Origin of the sequence: Shewanella sp. S23-S33 (assembly GCF_043359565.1) — a bacterium.
In the GTDB taxonomy this organism is placed as follows: Bacteria; Pseudomonadota; Gammaproteobacteria; order Enterobacterales; family Shewanellaceae; genus Shewanella; species Shewanella oncorhynchi.
In genome coordinates this window covers 1-17357 of the sequence record NZ_JBHFFD010000077.1, presented here as the reverse complement: position 1 = coordinate 17357, position 17357 = coordinate 1, and the positions used below count along the sequence as shown (strand labels likewise).

The following is a 17357-nucleotide window of genomic DNA, read 5'->3' as shown; positions in this document are numbered from 1 at the left end:
TAGTGTTTGGCTTATCAGCGATTTAGGTTCTGTTGACGTTGGATTTCAGATCAATTGATGGCCGAACCAGAATTAATGCTGACACAGTGTGATTCTATATCCAGTGGTAAATTGTGAGGGATTAGCTTGGAATTGCATACAGGCGCAATAGGTCCATCGACTTCTAACTGATTGTCTCATAAGATACAAACTTAGCTGATTTATATGGAGGGGCCATGAGACTATGGTTGCTAGGATTCATGTTGGTATCTGGTGTCGCAACGGCGGCTCAGAGCATGTATTCGATGTTTGCGGGTGGAGACTATGTACCGCCGTTGAGCGTTATGCAGCAGATTGAAAAAGGGTTCTCCGGTGTGATTGCCGAATTTCATATGGAAGAGCAAGAGGGTGAATTAGTCTATCAATTTGAGTTAATTAATCCTTTAGCAAACTCTATAACGCGGTTTGAATATCGTGCCCGTGATGGTAAGTTACTGAAACAAAAGGCGAGTAAAGTAAGCGCCGATGATCTGGGTGAGGTTGAGGCAACGCGTATGATCGCGGCAAAAGATCAAACCTTTTCAGGTCTAATCATTAAGGCCACTAAAGATCATAAAGCCTTCTTAACCGAAGCAAAATTAGACCACGACTTAGGTATCAGTTACTTAGAACTTAAGCTGCTAGACGATACGGGTAAGTTTAAGTTGGCCTTTGATGTCGAAAATTTACGACCGTTACCTTTACTCAAGTGGGATTGAAATATCTAAGTCAATCGAGTGCTCACACGAGTGCTTAAGATTGAGGAGCGCAACATACAGATGAAAATACTTTTAGTTGAAGATGATGCGACGACGATTGATTACATCGTCAAAGGATTTCTTGAGCAGGGCCACAATATCGAAACAGCGAGCGATGGCCATCAAGGTCTGTCACTCGCGACGAGTAGTCAGTACGATCTCGTGATCCTCGACCGCATGTTACCTCAGCTCGATGGCTTAAAATTGCTGGCCGCCTTAAGGGCAACGGGTAATCAAACACCAGTGCTGATTTTATCCGCTTTAGCGCATGTCGATGAGCGAGTAAAAGGCTTGCGGGCAGGTGGCGACGACTATATGACTAAGCCCTTTGCTTTCTCCGAATTATTAGTCCGCGCTGAAAAACTGATGCACCGTGGCCAATCTGTGCCTGTGACAACTGATCTCGTTGTTGGTGGTTTGAAGATGGAGTTACTGACCCGTAATGTCACTTTAGACGGGCAGGAGTTGATGCTACAGCCGAAAGAGTTTCAGTTACTTAAGTATCTGATGGAACATGCTAATCAAGTTATTAGCCGCACCTTATTGTTCGAAGCAGTGTGGGATTATCACTTCGATCCGCGCACTAACGTCATCGATGTGCATATCGCAAAATTACGCCGTAAATTTGAAGAGTTAGGCCATGGCGAGCTTATCGAAACCGTGAGGGGAGCGGGTTATCGCTTACGACAAAGGCATTAAGCCTTACCAAAGCAGCGCCTGGCGCATCACAATCGTTTTTTCGACCTTAGTGATAGTGATCATCGGGGCGTTGCTATTTGCCCTTTATCGACAGTTGATTATTGAGCAGCAGTATCAAGTGACTCAATATTTAGAGTCAGAGACCCAACGTTATCAGCAACTTGCCCTAACGGTTGATCGCCGTAGTTTTGCCGCTCAAATTCGCGCCGCTGATCCACAAACGGCCCTGATCGCTTGGCGTAATAGCTACGATATGGTCGGTGCCTTGAGCTTTATGCCAGAAGGCATGCCTATGCTGCCGCAAACGCGGGATTTCCCCATCTTAACCGGTGGCCCAGATAAGCTGCATATTCTTACCGGCGGCCTAGTGATGACCCGTTACGGCCCAGTGTTGATTGCGACCCGTACCGATAACTTAGCGACGTTAATTGATAAGTTTATCAGTGCCGCCGCGACGGCCGTCATGCTTACCGTAGTGTTGACTTTAGCGCTCGGCTATCTATTTTCTAAGGCGATTTTACGTCGATTAGTGCAATACAACCGCTTGAGTGAACAGATTGAACGCGGTCATTATGACACCCGCTTACCCTTGAGTTGGCGTCAGGATGAGTTCGATATGTTGGCGCTGCAGTTTAATAATGTGCTAGATATTCTCGAAAATAACCTGATGGCAGTGCGTGGTGCGACCGATAATATCGCCCATGATTTACGTACTCCACTGTCACATATCCGTATTGGTATTGAAGAGTTGGCGAGTAAGCCGAGCAATGAGATTAGCGAAGGTTGCGCCATTTTGACCGAGGAACTCGATCATTGTTTAGCGACGTTTGATGCCATGTTATCGCTCACGCGTATCGAAGAAGGTCAGCAGACGCTCGATTTGCAGGAGTTAAGCCTAGCGCAACTGTGTACTGACTTATTGGATATGGCCGATGCTGTGGCTGAATCTAACGAGCAAACCTTGAGTTTATCGCTGCTGGCTGACCATAAGGTTTTTGGGGACAAATACTTATTATTCCAAGCCTTATATAATCTTGTCGATAATGCGATGAAGTATTCTGGCCAAGGTGCGCGGATTGAGATTATTCAGTCAGGCCCACAAATACAGATCCGTGATAATGGCCCTGGTATTCCAGACGAGAGTAAAGAAAGAGTGTTCGAACGTTTAGTGCGCCTCGACCCTAGCCGGCATTTACAGGGCACTGGTTTAGGATTATCTATGGTCAAAGCGATTCTCTCACGGCACAATGCCAAAATTAATCTCACGGATAATCATCCTGGCTTAGTCGTCACTATTCAGTTTTAAGTCGATGATCCGCATTACAACGCCGAGTACTCCATGTATCGAATCATAGCCGATGAGGCTGATTTTATTGTTATTTCCAAATCAGCCAAAGTGCATTTCCACAGTCAGGATGGGACTGCAGGCGTGGTGGCGCAGGCTGAGCAAGATTTAGGGATTAAGCTTTTTGCCGTGCATAGATTAGACACGCCCACGTCCGGTCTGTTGATTCTGGCCAAGAGCGCCGTCGCCGCTAAGCAATTTACTGAGCTATTTACCGCCCATAAAGTGCAGAAATATTACCTCGCCCTCGCGAAAGGCAAGCCGAAGAAGAAGCAAGGCTGGGTGATTGGTGACATGGCAAAGTCGCGTCGTAGCATGTTTAAGTTACTACGGACTAAAGAGAATCCAGCGATTACGCAGTTTTTCTCCTTGAGTGTTGGTGAGGGATTGCGTTTATATTTGCTTAAACCCCACTCAGGTAAAACCCATCAATTAAGAGTCGCCTTGGCGAGCTTAGGTGTACCCATTTTAGGGGATGATTTATACGGCGGAGATGCTGCGGATCGGTGTTATCTGCATGCCTATTGTCTGCATTTTCGCTATGGTGATGATGTGACAGGTTGGCGTGATTACGCTTATCGGGATTTGCCGACTCAAGGTGAGCATTTTGACGCTGAAGGTGCCACTGAGGCGCTAGTTTCATGGCGTGAGCCCGATACTTTGGCTTGGCCTGCGAAAGGAGATTAATCTTTGCAGCGTTATGTTGCAAAAGCCTAGCAAGCTTGGCAAATACGGTCTCTGCCCTCAGATTTTGCGCGGTACATAGCTTGGTCTGCTTGAATGAGTAGTTTGTCAGGTTGGCATCCTTGATAAATCGTGGCGTAACCTAAACTGGCATGGATTTTAATCGTAACACCTTGCCAGATAAATGAATTTTCCTTAAGTACTTGATGCAATTTCTCGGCGACGACTCTGGCCGCGGGTGCATCAGTCGCGGGTAAAATCACCAGAAACTCCTCTCCACCGTGACGACATAGGGCGTCATTTTCTCGCAATACCGATCCAAACAGTCTCGCCGCCGTCAGCAGGGCGAGATCGCCCGCATCGTGCCCATATTGATCGTTTATGTCTTTAAAATGATCAAGATCCAATAAAATCATACTGTAAGGTACTTTATCCCGCAGCCAGCGTTGATGGATATTGTTTAAAAACTTATGCATAGCACGGCGATTCCACAGGCCTGTGAGTTGGTCTCGCTCCGCTAACAGGCGGATTTTACTGACAAGCCGCGTCATGGCATTACCTATCATCACGATATTGATCAATAGGGCCAGAAAGACATAGAACCAAAGCACAGGTATGGCTTCTTGCGTGTGCATGGCGATAAACATCGGACTTTCTTCGGGAGAGAGTAAGGCGATAAAGATACGAATGATAAAAATACCCACCATGGCGACTAAGGGCATGACCATAGCGATGGCAACTCGATTTCCCGTATCGCGTTTGATGGCAAGATAGTTATCTCGAGTCAACATGGCGAAAATGAGCGCGGCGCAGGCTGAGAATGCGATGGCCAAAATGCGTTCGGAGCTGAAATTAGGTGGAACCAAGAGCATCACACTAGCGGTGAGTGCTAAAAGAATAAGATCCGATTTTACGCTGGGCTTGAGTCTAAAAAGCGCCTTCGTTCCCCAACGCGCTAGAATGAAGCCAAATAAAATCGCCATATCCGAGCAGAACCAAAAAAAGTAACTGGAGGCTTCGGTGCGTTGGCTGTTGAGTATGATGCCAAGGAGGACGAACAAGTTCGCCAGAGAAAAGCGCATACTGGCTTGAGTGGCAATTTTTAACGGTTGTGCAATGAGTCCCCATGCGACGGCAGCCGTGCTAGTCAGCAGGCAAATAAACTTGATGAGTAATAAGGCTTGGGGATCAAATATCATTCTTTTACTTCATATTTTTCTTTAACTATAGATGCTTTTAGGGATTTTCGGTTGGAGTTTACTGGATATCTTAGTCTACTCTGGACAGATAATGGGTTGAATATCCCTTTTCATTTTAGGAAATGGTAAGGACCTTCATTTAGGCTGCTACTGGGATTATTTACGCCTTGCAAACTAAAAGGTTTGCAAATTCTGAGTCTTCCTGCGAAGTTAGATCTTGTTGATTTGCCTACAATCTCCGTTTTGAGGATGTTCTGTTATGGATACAAATAAACTACTTTTAGTCATTATTGCGATTTTATTGCCGCCAGTTGCTGTATTTTTGAAGGCGGGAGCGGGTAAAGATCTGCTAATAAACATAGTGTTATGTTTACTGTTCTGGTTCCCTGGTTTATTACACGCACTCTGGGTCGTGACCAAGGCATAATTTGCTTTCTTCCACACAATAAAAAAGCGCAATGTAATTGCGCTTTTTTATGTTTCAAAATGGGCCTTTCACTTAGAAAGGCAAGGTGTAGCCTATTGTTGCAGTACGCCCCATCCCTTTGAAATAACGATCATTTGTACCCATGGTTTGTGAGTAATAATTGAAATAATCCTTATTAAATAGATTTTGCAAACCTAGGCTCAGGGTGCCAGTGTAAAGCGGCATTGAGAAGGAAGCATCTACTGTCGTGTAACCATCAAACTCTGCATACTTATTGCCCGCCGCGTTTTTAAAATCGCGGTCCATGTAGTAATTGGCTTGAACGCGGGTCGACATTTCATTATCGAAGCTATGGGTCCAGAACAGGTTGATACGGTTTGGTGAAATATTTGCACCATCGAGATCGGTATCGACTTGGCTATCACCATTTGAATCGTATTCGCCCTGCTGGAAGGCGATATTCATGCCGAGATCATCATTGCTGGTAATGTAGGCGGTGACATTGGCTTCAATACCATCGATCACACTCTTTTCGCGCTTCACGTCGTAGAAACCATCACTATTTAAGGCCAAACGTGAGCCAAAATCAGTGGCGGAACGATAGTAAGCTAGCTTAGCGCTTAAGTATTTACCTTGGTAATCGGCGCCGACCTCAACGTTATCTGTGACTATCGGCGTGAGCGCCAGTGAGCCATCTATGCTGGGATTGTCGCCGGGGAAGCTTTTACCATCACGCAGAATTCGGCCGATATCCGGCATGCCAAAACCTTGGTTATAACTGGTATAAACGCGAATGTCAGGAGTGATTTTATAAGAGATACCGACGTTAAATAAGGTTTCATCGAAGGTGGCTGAACCTCCCGCAATTTGCTTATTGCCTGCACCCCATAGGGTTTTGTAGTCATCGACACTTAACTCGGCATGTTCGTAACGAACACCGGTCGATAAGGTTAAATTTTCAATTAAGTCATAATCTAACTGCAAGTATGGCGCAACGTTGTCATAGGTACTTTCGGGAACCCATGAAAAGCCAGTTTTTACTAAATCTTGCTCAGTGGTATCGCGAAAAAGGTCGACACCGTAGGCCGCATCAATTCCTGAACCGGCAATATCCTTAGCGATCAAGGCGCTTTTTAAACCCCATTTAACCGAAGAGTTACGCGATTGCTCGTAGTACAAGCTTTCACCTTTACTGCCGACACCGCATTGGATGACTTGGTCGCTGCCTTCGAAGGATGGATCGTAGAAGCTATCGAAACAGCCACCGCCATAAACCGCTTTAAAATCTTGATTAAAGAGTTGTAGGCTAAGTTGCTGGCCACCAATATTGGCGTGGGTGTAAGTCAAACTTGTGGTGGTCACTTGGTTGTTGGCGGCTTCCCATGGCTGAGTTTCTTTAACTGCACCTGTGGGTACACCATTGGGCTTGTCACCTGCAACGGGCATCCAATCGCCATTGTTGTCTGCATTGTAATGGTTAACCATTAATTCAAGGCGAGACTCATCGAAGTTATGGCCAAGCTTGATGAAGAAGTCTTTACTCTGACTATCCATCGACTCGCCTTGAGTCGTGTCGACACCCACTACGTTATGATTGGCATCGTAATAGACGCCATTATTGCGGTAGCTAACCGAACCTATCATGTCGATAAATTCTGATTCGCCAGAAAACGCATAGCTAGCACCAAAGCTTAAGCCATTGGATTTCATTGAATCAGGCACTGTGACATCGAAACTAGCAACCTGTTCGCTGTCGCCTGTTGGCTTTTTAGTGATGTAGTTGATGATGCCGCCTTGGGCACCGAGACCGTGCATTGCATTGGCGCCGTGAATGATTTCGATGCGCTCAATCATGGCAGGATCTATGGTTTGTCCTTCTCTACCACCACTGCGAAGTGGGTTCGATTGAGGCACGCCGTCGATCATAATCAATGGCGGACGACCACGCAGGGTTTCACCTGTGTTACTCATCTTCTGGCGGCTCGGTGAAAAGCTAGGCGCTAAGTTACCGATAATCGTCGATAAATCTTTAGTGGTGCGGAACTGTTCTTCTAATTGGGCACGGTCGATGATAGTGACAGTATTGGGGATCGAGCTGGGGGATTTATCCATTCGACTCGCGGTGACAGTGATTTTTTCTATGTCTTTATTTTTGTTGTTTGGACTGTTGTCGGTGGCATCTTGGGCCGCAGCGGATTGGGTTAACGCTGCCAATACGGCTAAAGCAACAAACGAGGTTTTGAATGTCATATAACTTCCTGCTAAGGGCGAATGAGTTTGTTACACCGGCTCCCTTGGCATAGGTTAATATTCCATTAAATTGTATTGCAAATGATAACGATTTTTATTATTCGCGATTTTAGGGGAGGAATTACAGCTTGTCTAGTCACGCCATACAGGAAATTGCATGATTTGACGACAGTATGAATAAATTGCGACACAGCACTCGGTATCGAGAGATTTTACCGTAAAGGCCATACATATAATGCGATTTCATGTCGGTAAGGCATTACCTTTTTTGGCATTTGTCTTTGATTTAGGAGATCTATGCTTAGTCGCATGTTTGATTATTTGATTGGGCTACGCGTTTGCCTTAGTGCTTTCGATTGTCTGGCGTGTTGATGGAAGGCTATAATCGCACCCCTTTATACCGTATCTCGCATTGGTACTCTGATGAACCGTAAAAAGAAGATTAATCAAACCTTGAAGAGCAAAGCAAAAAAGGCCAATGCCAAACTGCAATCTAGCAATAAACCTAAATATATTGCGAAGGCAGAGAGAGAAGCATTAGCTGCGGCAGTTGAGCATGAAATCCCATCAAAAACCGCAGAACCTCAGCTTGATATTGGACTGCCAATAAGCTGATTAAAGTAAGTAGTTAAGCCTATAGTGCAGTTAAATACTCGATAGGGTTTTGATAAAAGGCCTTTTTATAACCTTGGGTTGAAGTATCCATCAGCCAAGGTTTAGGCAATAAGCTCAAAATGGAATAGTGCAAATGGGGCGGTTTACCTTGTGCATTGCCCGTATCGCCGACAGTACCCAAAGTGTCACCTTGGTAGGCAATCAATCCCGTGGCTGATTCAATTTGTGCTAAATGGGCAAAGTAATGAATTTGCCATTTCGGACCTAAACCAACCACCACATTTCCTCCTTTGAAGAAGTCACCTCGATACAAGATCAGCATAGGCGTTGGCGCAATCACTGCGGTGTTTTTGGCGGCGAAAATATCTATCCCCTTGTGAACGCCCGATGGACCCCAAGGTTCATACCAAAAGGTTTGGCTGTTCCAATCTTTACTGCTGGCACCTTTTACTGGGATCGCGGGTGACTCAGGGATCAGATAACCACCAAGTAGCAGTAACGTCAGTGCTAATCCAACATATTTCAATTTCATTTTTTATCCTGCATTAAGTGTTTGCGTACTTAAGTTTTAATGAAACTCGCTAAATTCCCGCCAACTTTCAGGATATTGCAAGCGCTCGACTTCTGAAAGCGATAGCCAATATGGGCGCCAAAAATAGCTGCACCAAAAGTCAATATTACCTTGAAGACTGCCGAGGGTATCGGGATCGATATTGGGAAAGCTTTCCCATGGATTGGGCGGGGCGGATTTGAATCTGATTAATGCTTCTAGCAAGGGTTTGTCATTGGTCACTAAGGTTATGCACACACCCGCAAAATCGTCATATTGGTTCAGTAATACGCAGGTCGCTTGGGTTGGGTGTTCGATAAAACCGTTAAAGTTGACCGTTTGCTCGGGCAATGTGTTAAAGCCTGCCTGGCTAAGTAAAGTGTTTAAGGCCTCTTTCCCTTGGTAAGTCAGCAAGCAATGCAATTGATAAGCAAAAATATTTTCTCTGTTCATAGGTACAACGAGTGGATAGGTTTGTATGATTGGCAAGCTGATATTGGGCATCTGGGTTTGATGAAAAACAGTGCGTAACTCAGTTTGTGGCCTAGATTGCTTGAGGCTATCACTATTACGTGCAAGGCGTTGTTTAATCCAAGTTAATACTGACATTATTGTTATTTCTCAGTGAACCTTACTGGGGAATGGCGTATTTGCGGATTCTGCAATCGGGGATGTTGTGATTTCCTGGGCCTGCCATCTTAACCAACCTTTTACTCGAGGCGCATCAATATACCAGAGGCCGTTTTGTTGAATTAATGCCAACCGTTCGCGTGATGGGCCAAAGGGGCCGGGATTTTGCTGGGCAATTTCAATACTGCTATCGGTAACTGAGGCAATGATCGCAACGTGACCATAGGGGTTAAATATCCATGGAGAAAACACGAGTAGATCATCCTGCATAGGTTTGGTCTGACTCGCATTAGTGTATTGCCGCATAGCGCGTTTTTCATTCCACATGCCATCGCTTAACTTGTTATCAAAAAAGTCTCTAGCATGGCCTAAAGCGTCAGGCATTTTATGCTGGTAGCGTTGGTAAAAGTAGCGCTTAACAAATTCAACACATTGATATTGAATACCTAAGTTATAACCATCTATAGATAGGTTGCGTCCTGAATGGGCATTAACTCCTCCGTTATAATAGATATTAACCCCGTTTAGAGTGTCGATGACTTCTCCTACTTGATGGTGGGAATTAAAGTTAATCCGAGTTATCAGACTGCAGGCACAGTATACGAGCCCCATCAGTATCGTGAAAAATGCTAATAGAATGGATAAGCGTTTAATCATCTTTAGTACGGCAAGCTAAAAAGAGTTGTTGAGTAAGATACTTATCTCACTTTCGGGCTGCGTATTTTATGTTCTGAAGAACATGGACGTCTAGGGTATGGGTTTTATATTGGCACAGGTTAATACTTTTGTGTGATCTAAGGTTATCTAAAACAAAGGCCGCATCAGCGGCCTTTGTTATTTGTGGAGGTTAGAGTAAAGCGGTTGCGAGTAGATAACCGACAGCCGATGCTGTCGCTACACCGATAAAGCCTGGAATGATAAAGCTGTGGTTAATTATGAACTTACCTATTTTAGTCGTACCTGAACGGTCAAAGCCGATACAGGCCAGATCACTTGGATAGGTTGGTAGCACGAAATAACCGTAGCTTGCAGGGAGGAAGGCGATTAAGAGTTTTGGATCGACCCCTAAGGCGAGTCCCATAGGTGCGATTGCTGTGAGTGCTGCCGCTTGGCTATTAACAAGCTTAGAGATGAGAAACAGCACTAAGGCATAGGTCCAAGGCTGGCTTTGTACTACATGGGACAGGTTTTCCTGCAGTACATCCATATGGCTGATGAAGAAAGTATCGCTCATCCACGCCACACCAAATACTGAGAAAATTGCCACCATGCCCGCTTTAAAAACGGGACCGTTAGAGATGTTAGTCGGTTTGACTTTACAGGTCATCAGGATAAAAGCACCTGCAATTAACATCATCATCTGGATCACTAAGTTCATCGAGAGCAAGGTCGACTTACCTTTAACGTCAAAGGCGGGACGCAATTCACTAAATGAACCTAACAGTACCACAGCAGCGATAGCGGTGAAGAAAATCCCCGTTGCCCAGTAAGCTTCCTTCGGATATTTTTGATTTAACAGGGTTTCGCTCTTGTCATAGATAAAGGCTCTTTGGACTGGATCTTTAATGCGTTCTTGAAATTCTTCATCTTTATCTAAATCTTTACCACGACGCAGACTCCAAAGTGCAGCAGCCATGACACCGCAAAGCGATGCTGGCACTGACACCATTAAAATTTCGAGCAGATTGTAAGCACGGCCTACACCCTGTTGTGATGCCAGAATCGACACCATAGACACCACAGCTACCGACACGGGCGAAGCACAAATTGCCATTTGCGAGGCGACAGATGCCACCGCCATTGGGCGCTCTGGGCGAATATTTTTCTTCAGCGCGATATCGGAAATAATCGGGAACATGGTGTAAACCACATGGCCAGTACCGCAAAGGAAGGTCAGCGTCCACGTGGTCAGCGGCGCTAGAATCGTGATGTATTGTGGATGACGGCGCAGTAAGCGCTCGGCATACTGCATCATCACATCTAATCCACCCGCGGTTTGCAATACGGCTGCACAGCCAATGACTGCAAGTATGGTTAGCATAACTTGTACTGGCGGTTGTCCCGGCGCTAAACCGAAAACAAAAATCAGTAAAAATAAGCCAATACCGCTGATGAGGCCGAGTCCCATGCCGCCGTAGCGGGTACCTAGCAGTAGGCAGCTAAGCACTACTATAAATTCCATTAAAATCATTCGATTTACCTCTGCGGAACTTACCGCTTAGCTATTAGTTGAGTGATGAGTGTCTTCAGGAACATTCTGCGGAGTAAAAGTGTTTGAAAAATTGCGCTGGCGCATGGTGTAAATAAAAAATGGCATTAGTTTTTTCGGAAATTTGACCTAACGCTAGAAACACGTGGCGATAAGTTGCATTCTGGTTACGAGTTTTACGGATTGGGCTAACGCTTTGAGCTCACTCCGTTTAAAAGAACGATAACAATACTCAAGGATAAGCCCGTGAAACCTGCCACCTTTAATACCGAAGCCTTTGATGATTGGATCCGCAGCCGCTTTGTGGAACTCAATTCCGAGCTAGAACAGCTTTACTACCAACAAACAGATCGGGCCAATGTGCTCGATATCGGCGCAGAAGCTAAGTTGGCGCTGGAGAGCGAAGGGCGAGAGTTGATTAAGACCTTGCTCGATGAGGGGAATACTGATGAAGGTTTCGACAGTGCCTTCGATTTACTCGGCAATGTGGGCTTATATATGGCGGCCTGTCGGCGCCATGAAATTACCGAGCCCTCGCGGGAAACGACATCGCCATTAGCTGAGGCTTCTGCGCTCGCCATGCATATTGGCGCTTCAATAGGCGTCACGCCGCGCTTTGCCACCGCACATTTAACCACGCACAATCGTGCCCACAATGGCATTTATAAGCGCTTTACCGATCTGAGCGCCGAAAAGCTGTTTGTGGATTACAACACTAAAGGCATTTTGGCCTATAAACGCGCCGCCGATGCGCTATTGAAGATCCAGCCTTTGGGCATTTCCCATCCCATCAGCCACGATTTACTGCGAGTCGCTAAACAGGCATTACAAGATGTGATTGAGTCGAATACTCAATTATTCAATCGATTAGATACGGATCGTTTCTTTTACTGTGTTCGCCCTTACTACAAACCTTATCGGGTGGGCTCAGTCATTTATCGCGGCGCTAACGCCGGGGATTTTGCAGGAATTAATGTCATCGATTTAACGCTAGGTCTTTGTTTCGCCAATGAAGCTTCCTACTCGCAAATGCTGGTGGACAAGTTTTTGTACATGATGCCAGAGGATCAACAGATATTGCGTGAGTGCATGCGTCGGCCGAATTTGATGGATGACTTCCTGCAGGCAAAAGACTGCTCAACCCAAGATTGGTATCAAGAAAACTTGCGACTCTTTATCGAAGTCTGCGAATTACATGGCGAGACTGCGATTCAGCATCATAATGAGTTAGTAACTAAATATATTGCTGAGCCTTCGACAAGTATGGAGCAGCAGCATTTAGCTAAAGTTACCGCGAGTGGTCCGCCACTGCATGTGCTACTCGGCTCATTGGAGCGACTCAGAGACAGACGCGCCGCCGCTCAGCGCAGCGATATTCGGACTCGTTATTGTGATATTAAAAAACTAAAAGAGAGTTTGAGATAACACTATGTTTGAAGATTTTAAAAAGGACTTTTACCTAGCAGGTCCAGGATATCTATTAAACCATTCCGTTGGCCGGCCATTAAAATCGACCGAGCAGGTCTTTAAAGAAGCCTTTTTTGCGCCTTGGCAGGAGTCGGGGCGTGAACCTTGGGGCCAGTGGCTGGGTGTGATTGATGATTTTACCTTTGCTTTATCTAAACTATTTAACGGCCACCAAAAGGATTTTTGCCCTCAGGTCAATCTTTCCAGTGCGCTGACTAAAATTGTCATGTCCCTCGACAGATTGAACCGCGAACACGCCGTTGTGTTAATGAGTGAGATTGATTTTCCCAGCATGGGTTTTGCCCTTAAAAAAGCGCTGCCTGCCAGTTGCGAAGTACGCTTTATTCCTAAAGGGCTCGATATCACCGACCCTAATGTGTGGGATGCGCATATCAGCCGCGATGTGGATCTGGTGTTTGTCAGCCATGCTTACTCGAATACGGGGCAGCAGGCGCCATTAGCCAATATTTTCACCATAGCCCGTGAGCGAGGCTGTTTGAGCTTAGTGGATGTAGCGCAATCGGCGGGGATTATTCCGCTGGATCTCGCGCGCCTACAACCCGATTTTTTAATCGGTTCGAGTGTGAAATGGCTCTGCGGTGGCCCTGGTGCTGCCTATCTTTGGGTTAATCCCGCCATATTGGAGAGTTGTCAGCCTAAGGATGTGGGTTGGTTTAGCCACGAGAATCCGTTCGAATTTGATATCCATGATTTTCGTTACCAGCATTCCGCACTGCGCTTTTGGGGAGGGACACCATCAATCGCGCCTTATGCCATTGCCACCCATAGCATTCATTATCTTGCTGGTTTAGGTACTCCGTTGCTGCGTAAATACAATCAGCAATTGATTGATGCCGTGGCACAAGAGCTCGACCATGAGTTTGTGTCGCCGCGGGATACTGAAAAGCGCAGCGGCACGCTTATTCTGCAGTTTGGTAAACAGCAGCATCAAATGATGACGGCATTGGCGAACGCGAATATTAGTGTCGACGCCCGCAGTATGGGGATCCGGATTTCTCCGCATATTTATAACAATATGTCCGATATCAAGTTGTTACTTGATGTGATTAAAGCAAATCGCTAACTTAAATGATTTAAAATGGCTTACTAGGCTAGGTTGTACTACGTAATTACAACTAACAAGGCACAACACTCATGGAGGCAAACCGCGACATGGTCGTTCCCGTATGTCGGCGTTAATTCACCGCCACACAGGCAACTTGAGGTTATTTATTGGGTGCGATCATGCTTAAATCTTGTAGTCATAGCGGCAGACCATGGGGCGTGGGGTGTGGAGCTTTGGATCGCTGGGCGTGATCGCTAAATCTGCAGGTAGCATAACAGTATCGATGATCAACGCACTGCTCATATCAACGAGTGTCAGCGGGATGGTAAAGAGCAGCAAGGGCGGGGCCGCCAACGCGGAGATAATCATACACTCCTCGCCATTATCAACAGCCGTTTGCACACTTGAGAAAGAATGACCCCAAGTTGAATCTTCTCCCATCCTCGACGTTATCGTTGCACATCCCGTGAGAGAACAGCACACGACCAACCAAGTCAACCAACGCATAACCACTCCATTGTTTATATGTGAAAAACTGTATTGCTTCGGTATGACCTACTCACTTGATCAACTGAGAGCGTTAGTGATGTGGAACCAGATCTGGTTTCATTTGACGCCAACCTGTTCTGTTTCAACAGCTTGGCATTCTAACTATATGATTATATCTGTCAATTATTCATCAACAGAAACGAGATACAGCCAACCTCAATAACCTAGTTGTTAACGGCGACTCTTGTTTTGGATTGGTATTAATCATTGAGGTTTGTATGCCGTGCTCTTGCAGAACTCAGATGAGTTTTGAACATACTCTTTAAAATCAGTCTCCACTTCCCTCGCTGGCCATCTAGCTACTTTTATTACTTTCCTTAAAACTGTTTCAGTAAATATTCGCTTGAGGGTAGGCCGAGAGCATATTATGTTGCTGATTTAAAATGGATGACTGGATTTACTGCTTGGCGATGACCACGCTACAAGTAGAGTCTACCGAGAGGTTACAGGATGAACAATAAAGCAGCGCAGCAGCAGTCGGCGTCGACAGAGCAAGACACACAACCGTTGGACGACAGCCGGTATGAAGACCTGCCGCGCAGTGAGTTCCTGCAATTACCCCAAGAGGAGCAAGACCGGCTCAATAAGCTACGTCAGCAGCGGGTACGCGAGGCACCGACCCTCTATGAGTGGGATATTAAGGTAGCGACTGTGTATGGCATGGGGTGGCTCGTTGTCATTATTCCCTGCGTGATAATGGTGCTGATTGGCTTGGTGGCGCATTGGTATGAGTCTGACCAATGGTATGGTTTTTTTTTCATGGCACTGATTTTTGCGCCATTTATCCGCTACCTCTGGTTGGCCGACAAACAGTACCATTATCGGCTCACCACCGAGGGGTTAGTTACCACCTATCATGACGCGATTCCGGATGCCGCCTACGCGGTAGTGCGGGGACTGGCTTGGTTTGGGGTGGTGGTTTGTATTGTCGGAGTGGCCTTTTTAGGCCCAGCAGCACTGATTGGTGCAGGCGGAATGGCTCTGGGGGCATTTTTCTTCACAGGTTTTAAAAATATAGAGACAACTTATGAGAGTCCTATAAAAAATGGGCATCGTCATTTGATTAAGGTAACGCGGAATCGTCCATTTATTGCCTGCCAATCGGATGTACGAACAATGGGCTTACGTGCAAGTATCCGTCTTCATTGCCCATTGGATAAGATGCACATTATCTTGTCATTGCTGATGACGCAGTTACCTGATTCTGAAATCCGTGTATTTAAAAATGAGCGCGTGTTAGATGACGTACCATTTGCGTCATTTGAGTCAGGCGAACCTGCCCAACTGTCAGATTTCGCCCCTGAGAATACCCATGCCGTCTAACGCTTTCTTTCGCGCCTGTTATTGGCGTGAGATTCGGTGTCATCAGTGGCAGCTTTGCCACCAAGATGCTAACAGGCCTTATAGCGGCAAGATCGTCAAGAGTGAGAAAACATTAAGTGCGAGCTGTGTGGGTAGGTTAACGATGACCGTGCAGTCCGTGGGCACAGCAAAGGAATAGCTATATGAATAAGAGAGCAGCGCCGCAGCAGTCAGCGTCGACAGAGCAAGACACACAACCGTTGAACGACAGCCGGTATGAAGATTTGCCACGCAGTGAGTTCCTGCAATTACCCCAAGAGGAGCAAGATCGGCTCTATCAGTTGCGTCAGCAGCGGGTACGCGAGGCGCCCACGCTTTATGAGTGGGATATTCGGGTGGCGACTGTCTATGGTCTATTTTGGTTAACCTTCCTGATCCCGTGTGGTTGCTTAGCACTTATAGGGTGCTATTTGCTATCTGGCGATACTAGCTTGGGTATAGGGTTAATCATCATGGCTCTAATTATGTGCCTATCTGCTCGTTATCTCTGGTTTGCAGACAAACAGTACCATTATCGACTCACCACCGAGGGTTTAGTTACCACCTATCATGATGCGATTCCGGATGCAGCCTACGCGGTAGTGCGGGGGCTGGCTTGGTTTGGAGTGGTGGTTTGTATTGTCGGGGTGGCCTTTTTAGGTCCCGCAGCGCTGATTGGTGCAGGCGGAATGGCTCTGGGGGCATTTTTCTTTACTGGTTTTAAAAATGTAGAAACCACCTCAATAAGTGCTATCAAGCGTGGACACCCCCATATGATAAAAGTGACCCACAAGAGGCCATATATATCGTGTGATACAGACAGGTTTTATTTCGGATATTATTCAAATCTCGACTGTTATTGCCATCCCGAAGATATGCATAAAGTGTTGTCGCTACTGATGAAGCAATTACTGGGGTCGGAACTCTTTTTATTGAAAAATGAACGAATAGTTGGCCTCTCTAAAGTTGGCATCCGTGACGGCGAACCAGTCCAATTGTCAGATTTTGCCCCTGAGAATCCCCTGCCCAGTTAACGTTTTTTTCTCGCGCCTGTTACTGGCGCTAATTACGACCATTATCTGGATACAGGCTAACAGACCTTTAGCGGCGAGATCGTCAAGGGTGAGAAGACATTAAGTTCGAGCTGTTAACGATGACCATGCAGTACCGTGGGCACAGCAAAGGAATAGCTATATGAATAAGAGGGCAGCGCCGCAGTCGGCGTCGACAGAGCAAGAGACACAACTGTTGGACGACAGTCGGTATGAAGACCTGCCGCGCAGTGAGTACCTGCAATTACCCCAAGAGGAGCAAGACCGGCTCTATCAGTTGCGTCTGCAGCGGGTGCGAGAGGCGCCCACGCTTTATGAGTGGGATATTCGGGTGGCGACTGTCTATGGTCTATTTTGGTTAACCTTCCTGATCCCGTGTGGCTGTTTAGCACTTATAGGGAGCTATTTGTTATCTGGCGATACTAGCTTGGGTATGGGGTTAATCATCATGGCCCTAATAATGTTCCTATCTGCTCGTTACCTCTGGTTTGCAGACAA

At 46.2% G+C, this 17357-nt stretch carries 17 protein-coding genes and 1 pseudogene; 11 read left to right on the top strand and 7 right to left on the bottom strand.

What is annotated here, in order from left to right:
* Positions 1 to 215 precede the first annotated feature (215 nt).
* Genes ACHA99_RS22190 through ACHA99_RS22175 form a run of 4 tightly spaced genes read left to right on the top strand, consistent with a single transcriptional unit; the run spans position 216 to position 3507 of the window.
* The gene (locus ACHA99_RS22190; RefSeq protein ID WP_131524044.1) at positions 216 to 737 is read left to right on the top strand and encodes a hypothetical protein; all 522 of its coding nucleotides are present in this window, start codon (positions 216 to 218) and stop codon (positions 735 to 737) included.
* A 60-nt stretch (positions 738 to 797) separates the two neighbouring features.
* Positions 798 to 1475, top strand: coding sequence for a response regulator transcription factor (locus ACHA99_RS22185; RefSeq protein ID WP_006079763.1), 678 nt, complete (start codon positions 798 to 800; stop codon positions 1473 to 1475).
* A gap of 49 nt (positions 1476 to 1524) precedes the next feature.
* Complete coding sequence (locus tag ACHA99_RS22180; protein WP_263196907.1) at positions 1525 to 2781, top strand: HAMP domain-containing sensor histidine kinase; 1257 nt, start codon at positions 1525 to 1527, stop codon at positions 2779 to 2781.
* Between the two features lie 33 nt (positions 2782 to 2814).
* Positions 2815 to 3507 (top strand): TIGR01621 family pseudouridine synthase, encoded by a 693-nt coding sequence (locus ACHA99_RS22175; RefSeq protein WP_393945021.1) that lies wholly within the window; start codon positions 2815 to 2817, stop codon positions 3505 to 3507.
* 26 nt (positions 3508 to 3533) lie between these two features.
* Here ACHA99_RS22175 and ACHA99_RS22170 read toward each other — a convergent pair whose 3' ends face one another.
* Positions 3534 to 4703: a GGDEF domain-containing protein gene (locus tag ACHA99_RS22170; protein ID WP_393945019.1), complete on the bottom strand. Its 1170-nt coding sequence runs from the start codon at positions 4701 to 4703 to the stop codon at positions 3534 to 3536.
* A 259-nt stretch (positions 4704 to 4962) separates the two neighbouring features.
* On the opposite strand from ACHA99_RS22170, the gene ACHA99_RS22165 reads away from it, so the two are divergent.
* Positions 4963 to 5130 (top strand): YqaE/Pmp3 family membrane protein, encoded by a 168-nt coding sequence (locus tag ACHA99_RS22165; RefSeq protein ID WP_006079767.1) that lies wholly within the window; start codon positions 4963 to 4965, stop codon positions 5128 to 5130.
* A 72-nt stretch (positions 5131 to 5202) separates the two neighbouring features.
* Here the strand turns inward: ACHA99_RS22165 and ACHA99_RS22160 are convergent, their stop codons facing one another.
* Entirely contained in the window at positions 5203 to 7380 is a 2178-nt protein-coding gene (locus ACHA99_RS22160; protein ID WP_168826443.1) for a TonB-dependent receptor, read from the bottom strand.
* 423 nt (positions 7381 to 7803) lie between these two features.
* On the opposite strand from ACHA99_RS22160, the gene ACHA99_RS22155 reads away from it, so the two are divergent.
* Positions 7804 to 7995: a DUF2986 domain-containing protein gene (locus ACHA99_RS22155; RefSeq protein ID WP_219234725.1), complete on the top strand. Its 192-nt coding sequence runs from the start codon at positions 7804 to 7806 to the stop codon at positions 7993 to 7995.
* A 19-nt stretch (positions 7996 to 8014) separates the two neighbouring features.
* Here ACHA99_RS22155 and ACHA99_RS22150 read toward each other — a convergent pair whose 3' ends face one another.
* From ACHA99_RS22150 to ACHA99_RS22135, 4 genes are all read right to left on the bottom strand, one after another.
* Positions 8015 to 8527, bottom strand: a complete 513-nt coding sequence (locus tag ACHA99_RS22150; RefSeq protein WP_168826445.1) for a M23 family metallopeptidase — start codon at positions 8525 to 8527, stop codon at positions 8015 to 8017.
* A 36-nt stretch (positions 8528 to 8563) separates the two neighbouring features.
* Entirely contained in the window at positions 8564 to 9154 is a 591-nt protein-coding gene (locus ACHA99_RS22145) for a hypothetical protein (RefSeq protein WP_393945015.1), read from the bottom strand.
* 12 nt (positions 9155 to 9166) lie between these two features.
* Complete coding sequence (locus tag ACHA99_RS22140; protein ID WP_393945013.1) at positions 9167 to 9787, bottom strand: CHAP domain-containing protein; 621 nt, start codon at positions 9785 to 9787, stop codon at positions 9167 to 9169.
* A gap of 235 nt (positions 9788 to 10022) precedes the next feature.
* Positions 10023 to 11366 carry an anaerobic C4-dicarboxylate transporter gene (locus tag ACHA99_RS22135; protein ID WP_105251110.1) on the bottom strand — a complete coding sequence of 448 codons (1344 nt, stop codon included), beginning with the start codon at positions 11364 to 11366 and terminating at the stop codon, positions 10023 to 10025.
* Positions 11367 to 11630: 264 nt separating this feature from the next.
* Here ACHA99_RS22135 and ACHA99_RS22130 point away from each other — a divergent pair, with 264 nt between their 5' ends.
* Positions 11631 to 12809, top strand: coding sequence for a monodechloroaminopyrrolnitrin synthase PrnB family protein (locus tag ACHA99_RS22130; RefSeq protein ID WP_105251111.1), 1179 nt, complete (start codon positions 11631 to 11633; stop codon positions 12807 to 12809).
* 4 nt (positions 12810 to 12813) lie between these two features.
* Positions 12814 to 13935, top strand: a complete 1122-nt coding sequence (locus tag ACHA99_RS22125) for an aminotransferase class V-fold PLP-dependent enzyme (protein WP_263179382.1) — start codon at positions 12814 to 12816, stop codon at positions 13933 to 13935.
* A 165-nt stretch (positions 13936 to 14100) separates the two neighbouring features.
* On the opposite strand, the gene ACHA99_RS22120 is transcribed toward ACHA99_RS22125, so the two are convergent.
* Positions 14101 to 14358: a YceK/YidQ family lipoprotein gene (locus ACHA99_RS22120; RefSeq protein ID WP_251068942.1), complete on the bottom strand. Its 258-nt coding sequence runs from the start codon at positions 14356 to 14358 to the stop codon at positions 14101 to 14103.
* A gap of 558 nt (positions 14359 to 14916) precedes the next feature.
* Between ACHA99_RS22120 and ACHA99_RS22115 the strand changes: the two genes are divergently transcribed.
* The 3 genes and pseudogenes from ACHA99_RS22115 to ACHA99_RS22105 all read left to right on the top strand — a co-directional run.
* Positions 14917 to 15789 (top strand): hypothetical protein, encoded by an 873-nt coding sequence (locus ACHA99_RS22115; RefSeq protein WP_393945010.1) that lies wholly within the window; start codon positions 14917 to 14919, stop codon positions 15787 to 15789.
* Positions 15790 to 15971: 182 nt separating this feature from the next.
* Positions 15972 to 16841, top strand: coding sequence for a hypothetical protein (locus ACHA99_RS22110; protein WP_393945008.1), 870 nt, complete (start codon positions 15972 to 15974; stop codon positions 16839 to 16841).
* 160 nt (positions 16842 to 17001) lie between these two features.
* Positions 17002 to 17357: pseudogene (locus ACHA99_RS22105) on the top strand (hypothetical protein); the annotation flags it as partial.

Excerpts from the sequence above, each read along its gene's own strand:
- ACHA99_RS22150 (WP_168826445.1), bottom strand. The coding sequence starts at position 8,527 with ATGAAATTGAAATATGTTGGATTAGCACTGACGTTACTGCTACTTGGT.
- ACHA99_RS22120 (WP_251068942.1), bottom strand. The coding sequence starts at position 14,358 with ATGGGAGAAGATTCAACTTGGGGTCATTCTTTCTCAAGTGTGCAAACG.
- ACHA99_RS22110 (WP_393945008.1), top strand. The coding sequence starts at position 15,972 with ATGAATAAGAGAGCAGCGCCGCAGCAGTCAGCGTCGACAGAGCAAGAC.
- ACHA99_RS22170 (WP_393945019.1), bottom strand. The coding sequence starts at position 4,703 with ATGATATTTGATCCCCAAGCCTTATTACTCATCAAGTTTATTTGCCTG.
- ACHA99_RS22165 (WP_006079767.1), top strand. The coding sequence starts at position 4,963 with ATGGATACAAATAAACTACTTTTAGTCATTATTGCGATTTTATTGCCG.
- ACHA99_RS22115 (WP_393945010.1), top strand. The coding sequence starts at position 14,917 with ATGAACAATAAAGCAGCGCAGCAGCAGTCGGCGTCGACAGAGCAAGAC.
- ACHA99_RS22155 (WP_219234725.1), top strand. The coding sequence starts at position 7,804 with ATGAACCGTAAAAAGAAGATTAATCAAACCTTGAAGAGCAAAGCAAAA.
- ACHA99_RS22190 (WP_131524044.1), top strand. The coding sequence starts at position 216 with ATGAGACTATGGTTGCTAGGATTCATGTTGGTATCTGGTGTCGCAACG.
- ACHA99_RS22140 (WP_393945013.1), bottom strand. The coding sequence starts at position 9,787 with ATGGGGCTCGTATACTGTGCCTGCAGTCTGATAACTCGGATTAACTTT.
- ACHA99_RS22145 (WP_393945015.1), bottom strand. The coding sequence starts at position 9,154 with ATGTCAGTATTAACTTGGATTAAACAACGCCTTGCACGTAATAGTGAT.
- ACHA99_RS22135 (WP_105251110.1), bottom strand. The coding sequence starts at position 11,366 with ATGATTTTAATGGAATTTATAGTAGTGCTTAGCTGCCTACTGCTAGGT.
- ACHA99_RS22175 (WP_393945021.1), top strand. The coding sequence starts at position 2,815 with ATGTATCGAATCATAGCCGATGAGGCTGATTTTATTGTTATTTCCAAA.
- ACHA99_RS22125 (WP_263179382.1), top strand. The coding sequence starts at position 12,814 with ATGTTTGAAGATTTTAAAAAGGACTTTTACCTAGCAGGTCCAGGATAT.
- ACHA99_RS22185 (WP_006079763.1), top strand. The coding sequence starts at position 798 with ATGAAAATACTTTTAGTTGAAGATGATGCGACGACGATTGATTACATC.
- ACHA99_RS22160 (WP_168826443.1), bottom strand. The coding sequence starts at position 7,380 with ATGACATTCAAAACCTCGTTTGTTGCTTTAGCCGTATTGGCAGCGTTA.